19 protein-coding genes are annotated in these 20,637 nt (G+C 38.9%); 13 read left to right on the top strand and 6 right to left on the bottom strand.

The annotated features are described in order from the left end of the window. Positions 1 to 78: 78 nt before the first annotated feature. The 9 genes from BSR19_RS07665 (at position 79) to radC (ending at position 12,210) form a co-directional block, all read left to right on the top strand. Positions 79 to 3,030: a rhamnan synthesis F family protein gene (locus BSR19_RS07665; protein ID WP_197092244.1), complete on the top strand. Its 2,952-nt coding sequence runs from the start codon at positions 79 to 81 to the stop codon at positions 3,028 to 3,030. Further along, positions 3,017 to 4,324, top strand: a complete 1,308-nt coding sequence (locus BSR19_RS07660) for a DUF2142 domain-containing protein (RefSeq protein ID WP_156246949.1) — start codon at positions 3,017 to 3,019, stop codon at positions 4,322 to 4,324. The genes BSR19_RS07665 and BSR19_RS07660 overlap by 14 nt, the downstream gene beginning before the upstream one ends. Before the next feature lie 3 nt (positions 4,325 to 4,327). Beyond that, positions 4,328 to 5,575: a glycosyltransferase family 4 protein gene (locus BSR19_RS07655; protein WP_155213512.1), complete on the top strand. Its 1,248-nt coding sequence runs from the start codon at positions 4,328 to 4,330 to the stop codon at positions 5,573 to 5,575. Between the two features lie 166 nt (positions 5,576 to 5,741). Beyond that, positions 5,742 to 6,890 (top strand): beta 1-4 rhamnosyltransferase Cps2T, encoded by a 1,149-nt coding sequence (gene cps2T / locus BSR19_RS07650; RefSeq protein WP_155213513.1) that lies wholly within the window; start codon positions 5,742 to 5,744, stop codon positions 6,888 to 6,890. Then, positions 6,887 to 7,825: a glycosyltransferase family 2 protein gene (locus tag BSR19_RS07645; protein WP_155213514.1), complete on the top strand. Its 939-nt coding sequence runs from the start codon at positions 6,887 to 6,889 to the stop codon at positions 7,823 to 7,825. Before cps2T ends, BSR19_RS07645 begins: the two co-directional genes overlap by 4 nt. Continuing rightward, complete coding sequence (locus tag BSR19_RS07640; protein WP_101799709.1) at positions 7,826 to 8,632, top strand: ABC transporter permease; 807 nt, start codon at positions 7,826 to 7,828, stop codon at positions 8,630 to 8,632. Next, positions 8,632 to 9,834, top strand: coding sequence for an ABC transporter ATP-binding protein (locus tag BSR19_RS07635; protein ID WP_155213515.1), 1,203 nt, complete (start codon positions 8,632 to 8,634; stop codon positions 9,832 to 9,834). Before BSR19_RS07640 ends, BSR19_RS07635 begins: the two co-directional genes overlap by 1 nt. Beyond that, the gene (locus BSR19_RS07630; RefSeq protein ID WP_155213516.1) at positions 9,835 to 11,478 is read left to right on the top strand and encodes a rhamnan synthesis F family protein; all 1,644 of its coding nucleotides are present in this window, start codon (positions 9,835 to 9,837) and stop codon (positions 11,476 to 11,478) included. Between the two features lie 45 nt (positions 11,479 to 11,523). After that, entirely contained in the window at positions 11,524 to 12,210 is a 687-nt protein-coding gene (radC, locus tag BSR19_RS07625; protein WP_156246948.1) for a RadC family protein, read from the top strand. A 57-nt stretch (positions 12,211 to 12,267) separates the two neighbouring features. Here the strand turns inward: radC and BSR19_RS07620 are convergent, their stop codons facing one another. The 6 genes from BSR19_RS07620 to BSR19_RS07595 form a co-directional block, all read right to left on the bottom strand. After that, positions 12,268 to 12,963, bottom strand: coding sequence for a gamma-glutamyl-gamma-aminobutyrate hydrolase family protein (locus BSR19_RS07620; RefSeq protein WP_064524131.1), 696 nt, complete (start codon positions 12,961 to 12,963; stop codon positions 12,268 to 12,270). Beyond that, entirely contained in the window at positions 12,956 to 13,615 is a 660-nt protein-coding gene (locus tag BSR19_RS07615; protein ID WP_002884205.1) for a redox-sensing transcriptional repressor Rex, read from the bottom strand. The genes BSR19_RS07620 and BSR19_RS07615 overlap by 8 nt, the downstream gene beginning before the upstream one ends. Before the next feature lie 141 nt (positions 13,616 to 13,756). After that, positions 13,757 to 14,104: a DUF1831 domain-containing protein gene (locus BSR19_RS07610; RefSeq protein WP_002884733.1), complete on the bottom strand. Its 348-nt coding sequence runs from the start codon at positions 14,102 to 14,104 to the stop codon at positions 13,757 to 13,759. Position 14,105: 1 nt separating this feature from the next. Beyond that, positions 14,106 to 15,218, bottom strand: a complete 1,113-nt coding sequence (locus BSR19_RS07605; RefSeq protein WP_156246946.1) for a cysteine desulfurase family protein — start codon at positions 15,216 to 15,218, stop codon at positions 14,106 to 14,108. Positions 15,219 to 15,221: 3 nt separating this feature from the next. Continuing rightward, positions 15,222 to 16,193, bottom strand: a complete 972-nt coding sequence (locus tag BSR19_RS07600; RefSeq protein WP_156246944.1) for a ribose-phosphate diphosphokinase — start codon at positions 16,191 to 16,193, stop codon at positions 15,222 to 15,224. A gap of 276 nt (positions 16,194 to 16,469) precedes the next feature. Then, positions 16,470 to 17,045, bottom strand: a complete 576-nt coding sequence (locus BSR19_RS07595) for a CYTH domain-containing protein (protein ID WP_022496737.1) — start codon at positions 17,043 to 17,045, stop codon at positions 16,470 to 16,472. Between the two features lie 95 nt (positions 17,046 to 17,140). Here BSR19_RS07595 and BSR19_RS07590 point away from each other — a divergent pair, with 95 nt between their 5' ends. From BSR19_RS07590 to pta, 4 genes are read left to right on the top strand one after another with little or no spacing between them, the layout of a single operon-like run. After that, a complete protein-coding gene (locus BSR19_RS07590; RefSeq protein ID WP_002884702.1) occupies positions 17,141 to 17,815 on the top strand; it encodes a GTP pyrophosphokinase in 675 nt (224 codons plus the stop codon). Next, entirely contained in the window at positions 17,787 to 18,623 is an 837-nt protein-coding gene (locus BSR19_RS07585) for an NAD kinase (RefSeq protein WP_002884507.1), read from the top strand. The genes BSR19_RS07590 and BSR19_RS07585 overlap by 29 nt, the downstream gene beginning before the upstream one ends. Further along, the gene (locus BSR19_RS07580) at positions 18,620 to 19,516 is read left to right on the top strand and encodes an RluA family pseudouridine synthase (RefSeq protein WP_002891441.1); all 897 of its coding nucleotides are present in this window, start codon (positions 18,620 to 18,622) and stop codon (positions 19,514 to 19,516) included. Before BSR19_RS07585 ends, BSR19_RS07580 begins: the two co-directional genes overlap by 4 nt. Positions 19,517 to 19,531: 15 nt before the next feature. Further along, the gene (gene pta / locus BSR19_RS07575; protein WP_037598296.1) at positions 19,532 to 20,515 is read left to right on the top strand and encodes a phosphate acetyltransferase; all 984 of its coding nucleotides are present in this window, start codon (positions 19,532 to 19,534) and stop codon (positions 20,513 to 20,515) included. Positions 20,516 to 20,637: the final 122 nt, after the last annotated feature.

The following is a 20,637-nucleotide window of genomic DNA, read 5'->3' as shown; positions in this document are numbered from 1 at the left end:
AGTCAATCTTTGAAGCTTAGTAATATTAGTAGTTATTAGGTACTAATTGATATTTTGTTAAACAAAATGGATGGAAAAATGAATAATTTAATCTCAGTGGTTGTGACTTGTTACAATCATGAAAAGTATATTGAGCAGTGTCTACGAAGTGTTTTTAATCAGACCTATACTAATATCGAATTAATCGTTTTGGATGATGGTTCGACGGATAGTTCAACTCAAATTATCCAAGAGGTTTTGAAGGATTCACCTTTTGAGACAAAATTTGAAACTCATGAAAACCTTGGAGTGGTAAATAATCGAAATTTAGGACTCGAGCTTATTAGAGGTGATTATTTGCTATTTGTAGATAGTGATAACTACCTCGATACGGATTATGTGGAACAGTTGTATAGTAAGTTGACGGAAACAAATGCTGACATCGTGTACTGTGATCTTTTTAACCCAGAAAAAGAAGAGTTCTATCTTAAAAGCCGTGAATTTGACTTAACTGCTTTCCTAAATGCTAGTTTTATTGATAATTGTTCTTTGATTCGTAGAAGTATTATTGGAAATACTCGTTATGATGAGAAGTTAAATCGTAAAAAGCTTGAAGATTATGACTTTTTATTGAACTTGATTATTAATAACAGTGCTAAAGCGGTATATCAACCAAGCACTAAGCTTAATTATCGTGTCTTTGAAACAGGGTCAATTTCTGGACGTGACTCCGTTCGCTACCATTATGAAATCTATCTTGATATTCTTGAGAAATATCTTGATAAGCTTCCTCATGAAGTTTACAAGGCAGTTTGTGATAACCTCATGGTTTTGGAAGAGAGGTTGGATAGCTTGCTTAAACATCACGATGAAGTGACAGACTATGTTAATCGCTTGAAAAAAGAACGTGATCAACTTGAACGAAGAAAGTATACACAATCTAAGAGATTGAAGGATGCCCATAAAGAGATGGAGCTGATCCGAGGTTCGCTGTCATATCGTTTGGGGAACGCACTAATTACACCTATAAAGACAGCAGGAGTAATTGCTAAGAATCCAAAAGCGATTAAAAATTATTTAAGAGCTTTAAAAGTCAAAGTGATACAGCTACGTCGTCGAATGACACCACTTAAGGTTCGTCAGTTACGACGTCTCAGAAATAGTCAACGCTCTGCCTTGTCGTATAATGGTAAGAAAGTGTTGGTTTATGTTATTTTTGAGTCTGAAGCTCGTCTTCAAGAATACAAATTACGTTTCTTGCAAGCCTTGGCTCCATTGGTAGATGATGTTATTGTAGTTGTCAATGGACAGCTTCACGATGATGATATTAATACCCTTGAGACCTACGGTAGTGTTCTGACTCGTGATAACAAGGGATATGATACTGCAGCCTTTAGAGAAGGAATCTTTGCCTTTGGTAAAGATAAGCTTAAAGATTACGACCAGCTCCTCTTGGTGAATGATACTAATATTGGTCCTATGAGAGATTTGTCTCAAGTATTCCAGGAAATGGCTGATAAGCAACTAGATTTCTGGGGGATTTCCTTTGGAGAAGAACAAGAGGATGTTACTAAAGAGAATCCTTACGGCTACATTCCTAAGCATCTTCAATCTTATTTCCTAGTTATTGAAAAGCTCATGTTAAACGATGATGACTTTTATGAGTACTGGGCACATTTGACGGATACAGATTCTCGTGATAAGGCTATTGGTCGACATGAGACACGTTTTACCAAGCATTTTGCCGATTTGGGTTATCGTTTCGATGCGGTCGTGCAAGAATACGAAGATTCTGCCATGTATATCCACCCGCTTAAGATGCTCAAAGCAGGTAGTCCTTTGGTAAAATATACGGCTCTGAAAAATTATGATGAAGACCAGTTCTTGTGGCAAGGTCTGGATCGTGATTCAGAAGTTCCTGACTTGTTAGAGTTTGTCGCAGAAGAAACAGATTACCCAGTGTCAATTCTGGAAGATATTGTGAATAAATTTAAGGCTGTTCCACGTGATCAATATATTCTATTGATTGATGGGGTTGAAAATATTATTCCGCAATGTACCCGTTACCGTGTCTTGAACAAGGCAGAGCAATTACGTAAGCATGGTTTTGCAGTCAAAGTTGTTAACCTATCTGATTTCCAACTATCGATGGCTCAAAACGCTAGTCACATCATTATCTACCGTTCACCAATCTCACCTGAACTTTTGCGTCTCTGTCATTTGGCTAAGGAATATGGAAAACCTGTCTTCTTTGATATTGATGATTTAGTCTTTGATACGGTTTATACAGATCAATTGAGTTATACGCAAGGGTTGACTTCGGTTGAAAAAGGAAACTATGATGCAGGTGTTCGAAATTATGGCTATATGCTAGAAAACTGTGATGGTGCCATTACTTCGACTAACCAGTTGCAAGAGGAGTTGTATAAGTACCAAAGTAAGGTTTTACTTAATCGAAATTTGGCTTCCGATGACTTAATCGCTATTAGTAGTCAATATATCAAAGATTATTCTCAAACATCTGATATTGTTAAGGTTGGTTATTTCTCTGGTTCAATTAGTCATAATGAGAATTTCGAATTGATTAAACCAGCTATTAAGCAATTGCTTACAAAATATAGCAATGTCCAATTACATATTGTCGGGATTTTGGATATCCCACAAGATATGAAGCCCTTTGAAAATCAAATTGTAACTCACGATTATGTGGACTGGGACAAATTGCCTGCTTTGATTAGTGAGGTTGATATTAACCTGGCACCGCTTGTGGATTCTATCTTTAATCGTGCGAAATCTGAAATTAAATGGATTGAAGCTGCCTTGGTGAAGGTACCAACAGTAGCAAGTAAGATAGGAGCTTTCTCAGATGCGGTTGTTGATGGTGAAACGGGATTGTTAGCTACTGATGACCAGTGGTTTGACAAGCTTGAAGCCTTGGTTTTATCTCCAGAATTAAGACAGAAAATTGCAGATGCTGCTTATCGGGCTGTTCTTGAAAACTGTACGTTAAGCAAGAAAGATGATATGGTGACTTATTTTGAACAGAATTAAACAAATAAAAGTTGAAAATTTATTTTTCATCTTAGCGACGATTTTTATTTTCTCATTTATGTTTGTATTTCCAATTAATCGTGTGCCAGATGAAACAAACCACGCGCGTATGACTTGGGAGACCTTCCATAAACCAACCGAGACATCGTTTAAATGGATGGATGAGATTCCAAGTAATGATAAGGTTAAGTTAGCGGAATATAAACAGATTTTTGCTCAAAAGATTGATATGAGTAAAGAACCTTTTCAATTTGGTGTGAGTTTAAAAACAATCTCCTTTATTCCACAGCTGATAGGGATGACGATTGGAAGTTGGATTAGTCCCACAGTTGGAATGATTATCTATATGGGGCGTATCTTTAATGCACTGGCCTATATACTAGGAATTTACTTTTTAATACGTTATTTCAAGTATGGGAAAACAGCCCTAATGTTTATTTCGCTGCTACCTATTATGGTTCAGCAAGCTTCGTCACTTTCTTATGATGTGATGAACTATTTGGAAGTGATGTTGGCTCTCGGTTTTATCACCAATCTTGCCTATTCTAAACGTTTTACCAATCGTAATATTATCCAGGTGATAGGTCTTGCGATTTTACTGTTAGCAACTAAGCCAAATAACGTTTTATTGTTGGGATTGATTCCGTTTGTACCACTAGAGTTTGAAGGTGTTCTTGCTTTTCTAAATCGTCCAGTGCAAGCTATTAAGACCTTTATTTCAAAATATAAAGTAGTCTTCTACCTTCTCTTTGTAGTAGGTGTCGTGGTGGTTCTGCAATTCTTAATGAAGAATCAGGGCGGTCTACGTCATTATGGCGAAGTTTTGCGTAATACGCTCTTTAATCCTGAGTTGAATGACAATTTGAATGGTATCTTGTCACTTGGAATGTTCGGTTATCTTGGTAACCTTACTTTACAAATGCCACTGTGGTTAATATTTATTGATATCATCGTTCTTACAATTTTATTCTTGTCAAGTAAGAAGGATTTCTTCACTAAAGACTTTGCTAATGCATCCTGGATTCTCTTCCTACTAGAGGTTCTAGCTGCTGTTACAGTAATGTATATGCAGTGGACACCAGTTGTTCTTGGTCAGGGAGCTAATATATCTGTTGGTGCTCAAGGTCGTTACTTCACGCCATTTATCATTCTTTTGTTGCCACTAGTCGCAAACACAGCTAAGCTTGATTTATCTCGACAGAAAAAATTGAAGATAGCAACTCTGACTTTAATTGCTAATTTCTTAGTGGCTATGTATCTGATTCTTTTCCATTACTGGGGGGTATTTGCATAATTTATGACTAAAACAATTTTATTTATTTCTCCAACAGGAACTCTAGATAATGGTGCTGAAATCTCGATTGTCAATCTTATGAAATTTCTTGTGAAAAAAGGATATCGTGTATTAAACGTTTTTCCTGATTATAAAGTTCCATCCCAAGAGGAGTATCAAATAGAACTTCAGAAGGCAGGGATTGAAACCCACGGTCTTTCAGCTGTCAAATGGTGGTGGGAAGAAGCACCGGGTGGTTCGCCAGGCAATCATTTTTTGCGAGTAAATTCTTATAATAAGAATGTCAAAGATATTCGAAATATTATTGTAGATAACAAGGTGGACCTCGTTATCAGTAATACAGTCAATGTTTTTCAAGGAGCACTTGCTACAGCTTTTGAGCATGTCAAACATTTTTGGTTGATTCATGAATTTCCTGAGGGGGAGTTCGGTTACTATAAAGAAAAACTAGACTTTATAGACACGTTTTCTGATGAAATCTTTGCTGTCACAGGAGCTTTGACCGAGGATTTAGAAAAGTGTTTTCCAAATAGGAAGATTTATTCCTTCGCACCTTATACTCAAATTGAACCTAAAGAAGGAGTAAAAACTGAATCCAATAATCAACATCGTATCGTTTCAGTTGGACGCTTGACTCAGAGAAAGAATCAGCTTGAGTTAATAAAAGCTTTTCAGATGCTTGATTTAGCAGGAACTGAACTTGTATTTTTAGGTGCATGGGATGAGGATTACAAACAACTCTGTGATGATTATATCGCAGAGAACGATTTGAAAAATGTCTCATTTTTGGGGTATTTAGATGATCCTTGGTCAGAGATTACTGATAAGGATTTAGCTGTTTTTCCGTCTAGTATGGAAACGTTTGGTCTCGTTTACGTAGAATCTGTTTTAAATGGTATTCCAACAATTTTATCAGATAATGCGGGACATAAATCTGCTTTCGAATATATGAACGAGCAAGGTCATATCTACCCTTTGGGTGATTTGGATGCCTTAACTAGAATGATTTCAGAGGTCCTTGATGGATTTGACCAAGAGAAACTTGAAGCAGTGCAAGCTGTTCCAAGTTTAAAAGAGAGATATTCTCTTGAGAGTGTTTATGCTAATATTACTGAAAAGATTGAGGGCGATGAATTGCGTCATAAAAAAGTAACTCAGAAAGATATCGATTTTTTAAACAGCCGAAAAGCTCTAACAAAGAGTGTAAAATCTGCTGTGAAAAAATTATTTCAGCTTAAAAAAATGAATTAAGGTAAAATCTCGTTATCTATGATTAAGAATGAAAAGGCCGTTTTTGACTGGCCTTTTTGTTTTACTCTTTCTGTCCAATCATGCAAAATACCTTCCAAAATGGTATAATAAAAGCTACTATGTATAATTCTGTGTATTTGAGAGATGTGACGAATGGAGGTAAACTTTGAAGGATATTTTTATCATAGGTAGTAGAGGTTTGCCTGCTCAATATGGTGGTTTCGAGACATTTGTTGAAAAATTGATTTCTCATAAGGTATCACCTGCTATACGTTATCACGTGGCTTGCTTATCTGACGAAAGTACTGGCAACCATTTTGACTATAAGGGTGCGGATTGTTTTACGGTCAATCCTCCAAAGCTAGGTCCTGCGCGTGTCATAGCTTACGATATGATGGCTATCAATTATAGCTTGAAACTTATTAAAAAAGAGGGAATTCAATCCCCAATTTTCTATATTTTAGGAAATACCATTGGTGCCTTCATTGTTCATTTTGCCAAGAAAATTCAGTCCGTTTGTGGGATTTTGCTAGTCAATCCTGACGGTTTGGAATGGAAACGTGCTAAGTGGTCTAAACCTGTTCAAAGTTATCTCAAATACTCTGAAAAAGAGATGACAAAGTATGCGAACTTAATTATTTCTGATAACCGAGGTATTGAGACCTATATTCAAAATACCTATCCGTGGGCTAGAACGACTTTCATTGCTTATGGAACTGATTTATCTAAGACGACTTTGACTGCTGAGGATGACCCTGTTCGAGATTGGTATCAGAAATGGCAGACTCAAGAAAAAGATTACTATTTGATATTGGGTCGATTTGTTCCTGAAAACAATTACGAAATTGCGATTCGTGAATTTATGAAGTCCTCTACAGAGCGTGATCTTGTTATCATCTGTAATCATGAAGGAAATGCTTACTTTGATGAGCTACGACAGATTACAGGATTTGATAAAGATAAACGTGTGAAGTTTGTGGGTACTGTCTATGATCAGGATTTGCTTAAGTATATTCGCAACCAAGCCTTTGCTTATATTCATGGACACGAAGTAGGTGGAACGAATCCGGGCTTATTAGAGGCCTTGGCTCAAACGGACCTCAACCTTATTTATAATGTAGACTTTAACCACCAGGTTGCTCAAGAGACTGCCTTGTATTGGAATAAAGAGGATGGGAATTTGTCTCAGCTTATCGATTCTGTAGATGGTCAAGTGTCGTTTGAGGACTTGGGAAATGCTGCTAAAGCAAATATGAAAGAAAATTACACCTGGGAAAAAATCGTGGGTGAATACGAGGAGCTATTTTTATCATGAAAGTAACTATTCTCATGTCTACTTATAATGGCGAGAACTTTTTAGCGGAGCAAATTGAAAGTATTCAGCAGCAAACTTATACTGATTGGACCTTGTTAATTCGTGATGATGGTTCTAAAGATAAAACGAGAGAGATTATCAAACGTTTCGCTTTAGAAGATGATCGCATTACTTTTATCAATCCTGATCAAACTGAAAATTTAGGTGTAATAAAGAGTTTCTTTACGCTTTTGAAGTATCAAGAATCTGACTACTATCTTTTCTCGGACCAGGATGATACTTGGTTACCTGATAAGCTATCTCTTCAGCTTGAGGAAGCGAGTAGATACCCATCTGATAAACCACTTTTGGTATACACGGATTTAAAGGTTGTGAACCAAGATTTAGAGGTGCTTCATGAGAGTATGATTCGTACTCAATCTGACCATGCTAATACTAAGTTGGTTCAAGAAATGACAGAAAACACCGTTACTGGAGGTGTGTCGCTAATTAATCATGCTCTAGCCGAATTATGGACTGGCGAGGAACCTAATGAGCTTCTGATGCATGACTGGTATTTAGGTTTGCTTGCTTCAGCATTTGGTCATCTGGTCTATATTGATCAGCCAACAGAGCTTTACCGTCAGCACGCAGATAATGTTTTAGGTGCTAGAACTCTTCGGAAACGTATGCAGAATTGGATTCGACCTCAGACTTTATTTAATAAATACTGGAAGTTGATCAAGGCTAGTCAGAGTCAGGCAGAAAACCTTCTTTCTTTGCCACTGGATACTAAAAGTAGGGAGTTGGTTGAAAACTTTGTGACTATTATGGATCAAGGGTTGAGAGAGCGTTATCATCGTTTGAAAACATATGGTTATCGTAAAAACAGGGCTTTTCATACCTTTGTATTTACGAGTTTGATTTTGACAAAATTCATGTATAAGGAGGACTAAATGAATTTCTTTAGTCAGAAAAATAGGATTTTACTTAAGGAACTGATTAAAACGGATTTTAAATTGCGTTATCAAGGTTCTTTCATTGGTTATCTTTGGTCTATTTTGAAACCTTTGATGATGTTTACAATTATGTACCTTGTCTTTGTTCGTTTCTTGAGATTTGATGATGGGACACCACACTATGCAGTAGGCTTGCTTTTGGCTATGATTTTTTGGGGCTTCTTTACAGAGGCTACCAATATGGGGATGCTTTCCATTGTTTCACGAGGAGACCTCTTACGTAAGCTTAACTTTCCAAAGCAAACAATCGTTATCTCTTCTGTGCTAGGAGCAGCGATTAATTTCTTGATTAACCTAGTGGTTGTTTTCGTATTTGCCTTGATTAACCATGTTCCGATTGGTTTCAATACTTTGGTTATCATTCCTCTCTTTATTGAGGTGCTATTGATGGCAATGGGAGTTGCTTTTATTTTATCAGCACTCTTTGTTAAATACCGTGATATTGGTCCAGTTTGGGAAGTAGTACTTCAAGCTGGTATGTATGCAAGTCCAATTATCTACTCAATCACTTATCTTATTCAAAGAAATCAAGAGTTTGTTGCAAAGATTATGATGTTGAATCCAATCGCTCAGATTTTACAGGATATGCGTCATTTTATCATTGACCCAGTTAACCCAAGAGGATGGGATATTATTAACAATAAGTTGATTGCTTTTATTCCTTATGCGATTCCTGTAGTGATTTTTATCATTGGTTTCCTTGTCTTTAATCGAAATGCTAAACGATTTGCGGAGATTCTATAATGTCAAATAATATTGCTGTAAAAGTAGATCATGTAAGTAAGTATTTTAAATTACCAACTGAGGCGAGTCAGAGTTTGAGAACGACTCTAGTCAATCGCTTTAAAGGAATTAAAGGGTATACTGAACAACATGTCTTAAAAGATATTTCATTTGAAGTTGAAAAGGGTGATTTCTATGGAATTGTTGGACGTAATGGTTCTGGTAAGTCAACGCTTTTAAAAATTATTTCTGAGATTTATGTTCCGGAGAAAGGTAAAGTTACAATTGATGGTAAGTTAGTATCTTTCATTGAACTTGGAGTTGGGTTTAACCCCGAATTGACTGGTCGTGAGAATGTCTATATGAATGGTGCTATGCTTGGCTTTTCAACGGAAGAAGTGGATGCCATGTATGATGACATTGTAGACTTTGCTGAACTCCATGATTTCATGAATCAAAAGTTGAAGAACTACTCAAGTGGTATGCAGGTTCGTCTGGCCTTTTCAGTGGCTATCAAGGCTCAAGGTGATATCCTTATCTTGGATGAAGTCTTAGCCGTAGGTGACGAGGCCTTCCAACGTAAGTGTAATGATTATTTCATGGAACGTAAGCAATCTGGAAAGACAACTATCTTAGTTACCCATGACATGTCAGCAGTTAAAAAATACTGTAATAAAGCAGTTTTAATTGAACATGGTTTGGTAAAAGTGGTTGGTGATCCAGACGAAGTTGCTAACCAATATAGTTTTGATAATGCTGCTGGTCAAAAGGTTTCAAACGACGACGTTGTTGTTGAAAATCCTAAAATCACTGATTTACAAGTAAAACTCTTGAATGACAATATTGTCAGTCCTGACCAAGATATTTCATTTGAGATTTCATATGATGTCAATGAGGATATTGAGACCTATATTGCCTTTTCATTGACAGATATTGACCGTGGTATCTGGATTTATAATGACAATTCCATGGACAATAAAACGAGTGGTTCTGGAAGAAAAACACTCACATATAAATGTAGTCTTGCCCATCTTAATAACATTAAGCTTAAGCTTCAGGTTTCTGTTCGAGATAAAGAGGATCAGATGATTGCTTTTGCTGATTCAGATAACTCACCAGTTATTCTCTTGAATCGAACTGATATTGAAGATGATGATAAGTCTGCTAAAGATTCTGCAACCGGAATGGTTCAGAGAAATGGAAAATGGGAGATTCAAGAATAAATGAAACGTCTCTTATTGTATGTTCATTATAATAAGTACGACGAATTAAGTGGTCATGTGCTCTACCAATTGGAGCAACTTCGACCACTTTTTTCTAAACTTATTGTGATTTCAAATAGTCAACTAACGGAATCGGCAACATTAACTCTCAAAGAGCTTGGCATAGATGAAGTTATCCAGAGAGAGAATCTGGGCTTTGATTTTGCAGCTTGGAGAGATGGTATGGCTCATATTGGATTCGAACATTTAATAGACTTCGATTCGGTTACACTCATGAATGATACTTGCTTTGGCCCTATATGGGATATATCTGACCTAGTTGAAAGTTTTGAACAACGCCAGAATGTTGATTTTTGGGGGATGACGAATTTTAGAAAGACCAAATATTTCGAAGAGCATTTGCAAAGTTATTTTATATCTTTCAAAAATCATGTTGTCGCTTCGGAAGTCTTTCAGAAATTTTGGACTTCTATAAAGACTTTTACTGATGTTCAAGATGTTATTGACAATTACGAAACTAGGGTTACCAGTGTTCTTACTGAGGCGGGTTATCGTTATGATGCTGTCTTTAATACCATTGAATCAGAGGCGGAAGATCTAATTCATCCTGACTTTTCTTACTACAGACCAATAAGTACCCTTGAGCATAAGGTACCATTCATTAAACTAAAAGCTTTTACCGACAATGAAAAAAAGGGAAGGTTACTTTTAGACTATCTTGCTAACCTATCAACATATCCAGTAGCACTAATTAAGTCACATCTAAATCGTTACCATTCCCCTGACAGTTTAGTCATTTTAGATGAGAAAATTATTGGCCCTTCTTTTAAAACCTTAAGCAAGCATAAGTATCGTATAGCTATCCATGTGCACATTAGCGACCTTGAGAGACTGAAAGTATTTTTTGATAGTAAGTTATCTGCTTTCTATTTTTTCACTTTATCAAGTCATTTAGATAAAAATGAAGTTGAGAATACCTTATTAAATAGTTTTGATAAAGATAGATTTCATATAATCTCACAACGGTTTGATAATCATTATCATGCCTTGGTTTCCTTGGCTTCTAAGCTTTGTGATTATGACTTTGTTGGGCATTTCCACACAGAAGCCTTTGGAAATGAAGGTAAACTTGTTGATGAAACTACAAGACATGCTCTTGTGGATATGCTATCAGATGAAGAGAAGGTAGTATCAATCTTTGACCATTTTCCAGAGGTTGGACTTATTTTTGCTGATTTGTCAAAAGAACTCTATTGGACGGATGCAATTGATACTTTAAATCAAGAACAGACAGTTAAATTAACTAACGAATGTCGAAAAGTAATCAATCATTCGCTTCATGTTTTTCAAGGTTTTATGTGGCTGTCAAAAGATTTTCTGAAAAACATTATTCTAAAGGATGAGCATATTTTCTATGACTTTGACGAAAATACTCTCCCTTATCTTTTCTATCGAAAAGCCTGGGATGTAGGAATTGATTATCGTATTATTGCTTCAGAGGAAATATCTTTTGCAGAACGGTATAAGATTCATCTTATTGAAATGTCACAGGTGGCAGAACCACTGACCTTAAAGAGTAAATTTTCAGCATATCGAAAAGCCTTGTTAAAGAAGTTAGGTTTAAAAAAATCTTCAGCTGTTTAACTTCCCCCTCCCACTTACGAATATGTAAGTAGGAGGTTTTTTCTTATGTATAGTATTGTAGCTGAGGAGTCGGGGCTTTTGCCTCGTGAGCGGCTTTTACAAAAGGGAGCAGAGGTTTTATCGGATCAGGAGTTGTTGGCGATAGTGCTGCGGACAGGGACTAAGTCTGAGTCGGTTCTATCGATGGCCAATCGTATTTTGAAAGGGATGACGAGTTTGGCGGATTTGTCTCGTTTGTCCCTGAATGAGCTTCAGAAGATTCCTGGTATTGGGCGTGTGAAGTCTATTGAGCTCAAGGCTATGGTGGAGTTGGCTAAGCGGATTGAGAAGGCTGAGTTGGCTCGTTCCGAGCAGATTATGTCCAGTCAGCAGGTGGCCCGTCGTATGATGTTGGATATTGGGGACAAGCCTCAGGAACATCTGGTGGCTATCTATTTGGATACGCAGAATCGTATTATTCAGCAGAAGACAGTCTTTATTGGTGGGGTCCGTCGTTCGATTGCTGAGCCACGTGAGATTTTACATTATGCCTGCCATCTGATGGCAACGTCTTTGATTGTGGTTCACAATCATCCTTCGGGGGAAGCCTATCCTAGTCGTAATGATATTGATTTTACTCAAAAGATTAAGCGGTCCTGTGATGACTTAGGGATTTGTCTGCTTGATCATCTGATTGTTGGAAAATCAACCTATTATTCCTTTCGTGAGGAGAGGGAGGATTTTGATCTTTAGGTTGAACCAATGTGATAAAGACAAGAGAAAAGCAACTGAGTACAGTCTCAGTTGCTTTTAAAGTTCGTTAACGACGTATTCAAAGAGTTTGAGGTCTTCTTCGCGTTTGTCTAGGAGAAGCTCTGGGTGCCACTGTACACCAAGGAAACGAAGGTCTGGACTATTTGACTCAACGGCTTCGACGGTGTTGTCCTCAGGGTCACGCGCAATGACACGAAGGTCAGAGGCCAAATGTTTGATACTTTGATGGTGGAAGGAGTTGATAGAGGTTTCACGTCCGTAGATTTCTGCCAACTTACTGTTCTCATCAACAATCATCTCATGGTAGAGGTAATCAGACGGCTTGTCCTGCCAGTGATGCTCAATATCTTGATGGAGGCTACCACCTAGTGCGACGTTCATGAGTTGGGTTCCACGACAGATTGAAAAGATGGGTTTCTTCTGCTTAGTGGCTTCCTCGATGAGTGCCATTTCAAAGATATCCCGTTCGAGGAAGAAGTCATCTTCACTGGCATGGTTCTCTTCGTTGTAGAATTTAGGGTCAACGTTTTGCCCACCGATCAGGATAAGCTTATCAATCATGGAGATGTAGTTCTTGGCTTCCGAAGGATCGGATACTGGTAGTAGGATTGCTAGGCCACCGGCTCTTTGAACTCCTTCTACAAAGCCAGATGGGGCATAGGACCAGTTGATGTCTTCATGGGCTGGATTAGGCCTTACATTGGCAGTGATTCCGATAATTGGTTTAGTCATTGTTTCTCCTTGATTTTTCTTCTTCTTTCATGAAATAGAGTAGGGTTTGTAGTTCGCTAGTCAAGTCTACGTATTGGACTACCACATGGCGTGGAAGATTGAGGTTGACCGGAGAGAAACAGAGAATGCCTTCAATTCCGGCATCAACCAAAAGATCAGCCACCTCCTGGGCCTTAACTGATGGCACTGTCAGGATGGCTGTTTTGATATCTTCTTGGGCAATCTTGTCCTTAATCTGGGAAATCCCATAGATAGGAATCTTGTCCTCGGTTTGAGTTCCAACCAATTCGTTATCGTCTGTATCAAAAGCCATGACCAGCTGCATGCGGTTACGCTCTTGAAAACGGTAGTGGAGGAGGGCACGCCCAACATTCCCAACACCTACGAGGAGTACCTTGGTAGTCGCATTGTCATTTAGGAGTTCAGCGAAAAATGTCATCAGCTTGTTTACGTCATAACCAAAACCACGGCGACCTAGCTCACCAAAATAGGAGAAGTCACGACGAACAGTAGCAGGGTCAATCCCAATCGCTTCAGCAATTTGTTTAGAGCTTGCTTTATCGATATTTTCACGATGGAATCGTTTGAAAATACGATAGTAGAGAGAGAGACGTTTGGCAGTGGCGTTTGGGATGTTTTTCTCAAATGTCATTGATCGCTTTCCTTTCTTTAATTAGTATGATTCTCCTATATTTTAAGAAAAGTTTGTGAAGATTGCAACAAAATAGTGTAGATGAGGCGATATAAAAAACCTATCACAAGGATAGGCTCTTTCTATGTAGTAAGAAAAAATTTAGACTTCTTCTTGCTCGAAAACATTACGGTCAACCAAACTCTGCATCAAGAAATAGAATTTCTCTTGCAAGATGTGATGATCTTCATTTTTAAAGATATTAACGTTACGCAGACCAGATTTGTCTGTAATTGACAATTTGAAACCAGTCAAGTCTTTGTTAATAGTGATTTTAAGTGGGAAACCTTCGCCTGAGTTAGGCACTTTTTCGAGAAGGCGGTGCAACTCGTAGTTTCCGATTTTATTTTGCACAAAAGTCGTATCACGTAGGGTGAATTTTTTGACATTAGGACTGATGGTGTAACGGTATTTACAGTCAGTCAAATGAATGCTTTTTTCAAATGCCATGTTAGTCTCCTATGATTTGATTAAGTTTTTCTGCTAGAGCTTGGAGTTCTTCAGCGGTATTTTCCTCTGATAAACTAATGCGGATGGCTGTTTTTAACTTGTCAGAGTCCTTGCCATAGAGGGCTTGGATGACGTGGCTAGGGTCAACAGTTCCAGCGGTACAAGCAGAACCCGTTGAAACAGCAAAGCCAGCTAGGTCTAACAAGGTTAAGAGAGGGCCATTTTCCTTACCAGGAAAACTGATGTTGATGACGTGAGGTAGGCTAGATCCTCCACCATTAATTTCATAAGGAATGGTAAGGGTATCTAGAAAGGCCTGACGAATCTTTTCAACATGCTGGTAATTGTCTTGGTAGTGGTCGCTAGCATGTTTGTAAGCAGCGGTCATACCTGAAATCCCGACCAGATTTTCAGTGCTGGCACGACGTTTTTCCTCTTGTTCACCACCATGGAGTAGGTTGTCAAAATGCAAATCGTTATGATAGAGCAGGCCGACACCTTTAGGTCCATGGAATTTATGGGCACTAATAGAGAGAAAATCAGCTCCAAGTTCCTCTGGGTGAATAGGAAGTTTTCCTGCTACCTGAACGGCATCAACGTGGAAGGCAGCTTGGTGATTGGCAAGCAAGTCACCAATTTCCTTGATTGGAAGCAATTGGCCGGTCTCGTTATTGGCATACATAACAGAAACTAGAATAGTATCGTCACGTAAGGCCTCTGCAATTTGTTGAGCAGTAATAACCTGATTTTCTGGTTGAATATAGGTTACTTCAAAACCAAAACGCTCTTCCAAGTAGGCCATGGTGTGAAGGACAGAGTGGTGTTCAATAGCAGTTGTAATCAGGTGTTTGCCTTTAGCTTGATTGGCTAGGGCATAACCTTTGATAGCTGTATTGTTTCCTTCAGTCCCACCAGAAGTGAAAATGAGCTTACGAGCAGGGACTTTAAATTGTTTGGCCATTTCTTCACGGGCTTCACGAAGTTCCTTGGAAGCTTGACGACCATAAGCATGGAGGCTGGATGGATTCCCAAAGGTTTCAGTCATAACATGTGTCATAGCTGAAATAGCAGCAGTATTTAAAGGAGTTGTTGCTGCATTGTCCAAATAAACCATAGCTTAGTCCTCGTGTGCTGTATATGCAAAGAGTGGACTAAGTGGTTGACGTTCGAAGATACGAGTAGTAGCTTTAGCGATTAGCTCACTTGCTGAAATATATTTAACGTTTGTAGGCACTTTTTCTTTAGTCGCAACTGAATCTGTCACCAAGATTTCTTTAATTGGAGCAGCGTTGAGGACTTCAGCAGCACCTCCTGCAAAGAGACCGTGACTAGCAACTGCATAAATGTCTTTAACGCCACCACGTTCAAGGATTTTAGCAGCTTCAGCAAACGTTTTACCAGTATTAAGGATGTCATCAACCAAGATTGCTGTTTTTCCTTCAACCTCTCCGATGATGTAGCCTTCTTCACGTTCTGAATCATCTTGAGCGTAGTCAATGATAGCGATTGGTGCATCAAGGTATTCCGCCAAGCTACGAGCACGTTTAACACCTGAGTTTTTAGGGCTAACAACGACAACATCACTTCCTGTGAATCCTTTTTCGTTGTAGTATTCAGCAAACAATGGCATTGTGAAGAGGTTATCTACTGGGATGTCGAAGAAACCTTGAACTTGGACAGCGTGAAGGTCAAGTGTCAAGAGACGATTGACACCAGCTTTAACCAGCATATTGGCAATCAATTTAGCAGTGATTGGTTCACGTGAAGCAGCGATACGGTCTTGACGTGCATAACCAAAGTAAGGCATAACCACGTTGACAGAGTTAGCACTGGCACGTTTGCAGGCATCAATCATGATGAGCAATTCCCAAAGGTGGTCGTTAACAGGGTTGCTTGTAGATTGGATGATATAGATATCGTCCCCACGAACAGACTCTTCGATGTTGATCATGATTTCACCGTCAGAAAATTGACGTGAAGATACTTTACCAAGTGGCAATCCGGTAGCCTCAGCAATTTTTTCAGCAATTTCTGGGTTTGAGCTGAGCGAGAACAATTTCAATTGTGGGTTTGCTTTTTGATGTACCATGACGATGGTGACTCCTTTAAAAAAATAAGATGCTAAGCCCAGTTAGGGCTATTGTAATAAAACTACAGATAGTTCTATTTTAGCAAAAAGAAGCAGAAATTTCAGCCATCAAAGTATGATATTAGTGAAAAATACCGAACCTTTGCTAGATAAAATTCCTTTGTATGCGTTTTTAGACCTCTGGAAGTCATTTATGAGATAAAATGCTTGTATTATTTAACGCTGCATGTGTTTAAACATAAAAAAAAGACAAGGAGCCAACTCCTTGTCTAAATTTTAGTCTTTGTCTCGTTTGAGGGTAGCTACAAAGCGTGCAACCTTACTCTTGGCATACTTAAAGTCAATGTTATTTTCTTTAAGGAAGGCATCAAAGTCGTCTTTACCTTTCTCAGCATCCGAAACTTCTAGTTCAAGCTCGTAATCTTTCTTATCAGCATAGACATTGACATCGAGGGCCATGAGACCGATGTTTGTTTGGTACTCGCGACGAGTTGTGGTTAAATGTCCGAGGATGGTTAGGTCCTCTAGTTTAACCCCACGTTCCAGAAGAATGGATTTGATCTGACAATCAGGGAAGTCCAGCGACTTAGTCAAAGCCTTAGCGTCCGCACAGTCCATGGTAAGGTTGTACTCCATGTTCCCGACTTTTTCAGGGATTTTCAAGGTCAGCTCACCATGAGTGGGAAGTGTCCTAATACGCAAAGACAACTTTTTATTTCTCATGTCACTCTGAGGAGTGTCGATGTAGTAGTTGGTTTGCGTAACAGGTGTCACATGGGAGAAAAGCATCGCTAAACGATTGTACTCGTCTTTGGTGAGTAGAGTCTTGTACTCTATCTCTAAATGGTTCATGTGTGTCCTCCCTTGTGCTTTCAAATGTGGTATAATATAACAGATTGTATTTATTTTATAAAAAACTAAAGCTTTTGACAAGGAGGAGTCCTATCTTGACCATGGATTGGGAACAATTTTTAGACCCCTATATTCAGGCCGTAGGTGAGCTCAAAATTAAGCTCCGAGGCATTCGGAAACAATTTCGTAAGCAAAATCGTCACTCGCCTATTGAATTTGTGACGGGACGTGTGAAGTCAGTGGCTTCCATTGAGGAGAAAATAGCCCTTCGTGGCCTCTCAGTTGAAAATTTGGCTCAAGATATGCAGGATATTGCTGGTCTCCGAGTCATGGTCCAGTTTGTCGATGATGTGGATGAAGTTTTGGCCTTGCTTCGTCGCCGTAGTGATATGACCATTGTTTCAGAGCGTGACTACATCAGAAACCGTAAACATTCGGGTTATCGCTCTTATCATGTTATTATCTCTTATCCCGTTGATACCATTGATGGTCGTAAGGAGATTCTTGCTGAAATTCAGATTAGGACTTTGGCCATGAACTTTTGGGCCACCATTGAACATTCCCTTAATTACAAGTATCAGGGAAACTTTCCAGAGGAAATTAAGCTTCGCTTGGAAACTACGGCCCGCATGGCTTATGAACTTGATGAAGAAATGCGTAAGATACGTGATGATATTAGAGATGCCCAGTTGCTCTTTGATCCAATTAACAGAACTTTGAAGGATAGTGTAGGAAATAGTGATGACACAGATGAAGACCTCTTCGGATGAGATGAAGGTAGCTATTATTGCCAATGGCAAACCCCAAAGTAGGCGTGTGGCCTCAAAACTTTTTAATGCCTTTCGAGATGATCCAGATTTTTATTTGACCAAGAAAAATCCAGATGTGGTCATCTCAATTGGTGGTGATGGTATGTTGCTATCGGCCTTTCATATGTATGAAAAAGAGCTTGCTCGTGTGCGTTTTGTAGGGATTCACACGGGTCATTTAGGCTTTTATACGGATTATTTGGACAGTGAAGTGGATCAATTAATCGAGACGCTTCGAAAAGATAGTGGTGCAAAGATTTCTTACCCTCTTTTGAATGTCAAATTGACCCTGGCTGATGGTCGTTCTTTTACGTCGATTGCCCTCAATGAAGCAGCCATCAAGCGTAATGAGAAAACCATGGCAGCAGATGTTTGCCTTAATGATGTCTTGTTTGAGAGCTTCCGTGGAGATGGGTTGTCAGTGTCGACGCCTACAGGATCAACGGCCTACAATAAATCACTGGGTGGTGCGGTCCTTCATCCTACCATTGAAGCCTTGCAACTGACAGAGATTGCCAGTCTTAATAATCGTGTGTACCGGACCTTAGGAAGTCCCCTTATTGTGCCCAAGCATGAGAAGATTACTGTTTATCCTACCCGAATGGGAAGCTACACTCTATCCGTTGATAATAAAACCTATACCAACCGTAATGTGAAAAAGGTAGAATTTTCAATCGACCAACGTAAGATTTCCTTTGTGGCTAGTGCCAGTCACACAAGTTTCTGGGAACGCGTACGTGATTCCTTTATTGGAGACATGGAAGAATGAGATATGAATTTACCGTAGGACGTTCATGTCGAGTTAAGACCTTTTTGAAGGAGCATGATATTTCAAAAGGACTTCTGGCCAAGATTAAGTTTGAAGGTGGTCATATTTGGGTCAATGGCGAGGAGCAGTTTGCGACTTATCCTGTCCATGAAGGAGATGTGGTTGCCATTGAAATCCCTGACGAGGCACCGCATGAAACCTTGAAGCCAATTCCTTTTGACTTGGATATCGTCTATGAGGATGATAACTTCTTGGTGATTAACAAACCCTATGGCTATGCTAGTATTCCAAGTGTTAACCACGATAATACCATGGCTAATTTTGTCAAACATCATTTTGTCAGCAATAATTATCCCAACCAGCGTGTGCATATTGTGACACGTTTGGATAAGGACACCTCTGGTCTCATGCTGTTTGCTAAGCATGGTTACGCCCATGCTCGTATGGATAAACAGTTACAACAGAAGTCTATCAAGAAACATTACTATGCCTTGGTTGAAGGTGACACCAAACTTGAGAAGCAGGGTGAAATCATTGCACCGATTGCGCGTGATGAGGATTCCATTATCACACGTCGAGTCCATAAGTCGGGGAAATATGCCCACACTAGTTATCGTTTGGTAGGTGATTATGGTAGGGTTAAACTGGTTGATATCAATTTGCATACTGGGCGTACTCACCAGATTCGCGTCCACTTTGCCCACTTAGGCCTTCCCCTTTTGGGAGATGATCTTTATGGTGGTTCTCTAGACTATGGTATTGAGCGCCAGGCCTTGCATTGTCACCGTCTTTCATTTGTTGATCCTTTTACCAAAAAAGAGATGGTCCATGCATCTTCCTTGACAGATGATTTTGAAACCGTTATCATGAACTTACAAACTAAAAAAGATTGATTGAGGAATTTTTTTATGCGTAGTCTATTTGGTGAACTTCGTGAACATATTTTAGGGAAGGGTATTAAGATTGTTTTCCCTGAGGGTAACGACGACCGTGTGGTTCGTGCAGCAGCCCGTTTGAAATTTGAAGGATTGGTTGATCCTATTATTTTGGGAGACCCAGCAGAGGTTCACAAAATCTTGAACGATCTTGGTTTTGCAGACTTTAACTATACAATTATTAATCCTGAAACCTATGAAGATTTCGAGGAAATGAAGGAAAAATTTGTTGAAATCCGTAAAGGAAAAGCAACAATCGAAGATGCGGAAAAGTTGCTTCGTGATGTCAATTATTTTGGTGTTATGTTAGTTAAACTTGGTCTGGCTGATGGAATGGTTTCAGGTGCTATTCACTCAACAGCGGATACGGTACGTCCTGCCCTTCAAATTATCAAAACAAAACCTGGTATTTCTCGTACATCAGGTGTCTTCCTTATGAACCGTGAAAATACCGATCATCGCTTGATGTTTGCTGACTGTGCTATCAATATTGAACCAAATGCTCAAGAATTGGCAGAAATTGCAATTAATACTGCCGAAACAGCTAAAGTTTTTGGTATTGACCCTAAAGTGGCCATGCTTAGCTTCTCAACAAAAGGTTCTGCTAAATCGCCAAAAGTTGACAGGGTTGTTCAAGCAACAAATATTGCTAAAGAAATGCGTCCTGACTTGGCTATTGATGGGGAGTTGCAGTTCGATGCAGCATTTGTTCCAGCAACAGCGGCTATTAAGGCTCCAGATAGTGACGTAGCAGGACATGCTAATGTCTTTGTTTTCCCTGGCTTGCAAGCAGGTAACATTGGATATAAGATTGCCCAACGTTTGGGAATGTTCGAAGCTATCGGACCAATCTTACAAGGTCTTAATAAACCAGTAAACGATCTTTCTCGTGGTGCTAGTGCTGAAGACATTTATAATTTAGCGATTATCACAGCTGCTCAAGCTCTTAATAACTAATTTTGTCTCAAAAAAGAGGTCTGACCAAGGTGTTAGGCCTTTTTGTTTTATGCATGGCTGGTGATTAAAAATAAATCGATTAAAGTAGCTAGAAATCCAGGAAATACAATGGACTGTTGAGT

Origin of the sequence: Streptococcus salivarius, from assembly GCF_009738225.1 — a bacterium.
In the GTDB taxonomy this organism is placed as follows: Bacteria; Bacillota; Bacilli; order Lactobacillales; family Streptococcaceae; genus Streptococcus.
The sequence above is the reverse complement of the archived record's forward strand: the minus strand, read 5'-3'. Positions and strand labels throughout refer to the sequence as shown.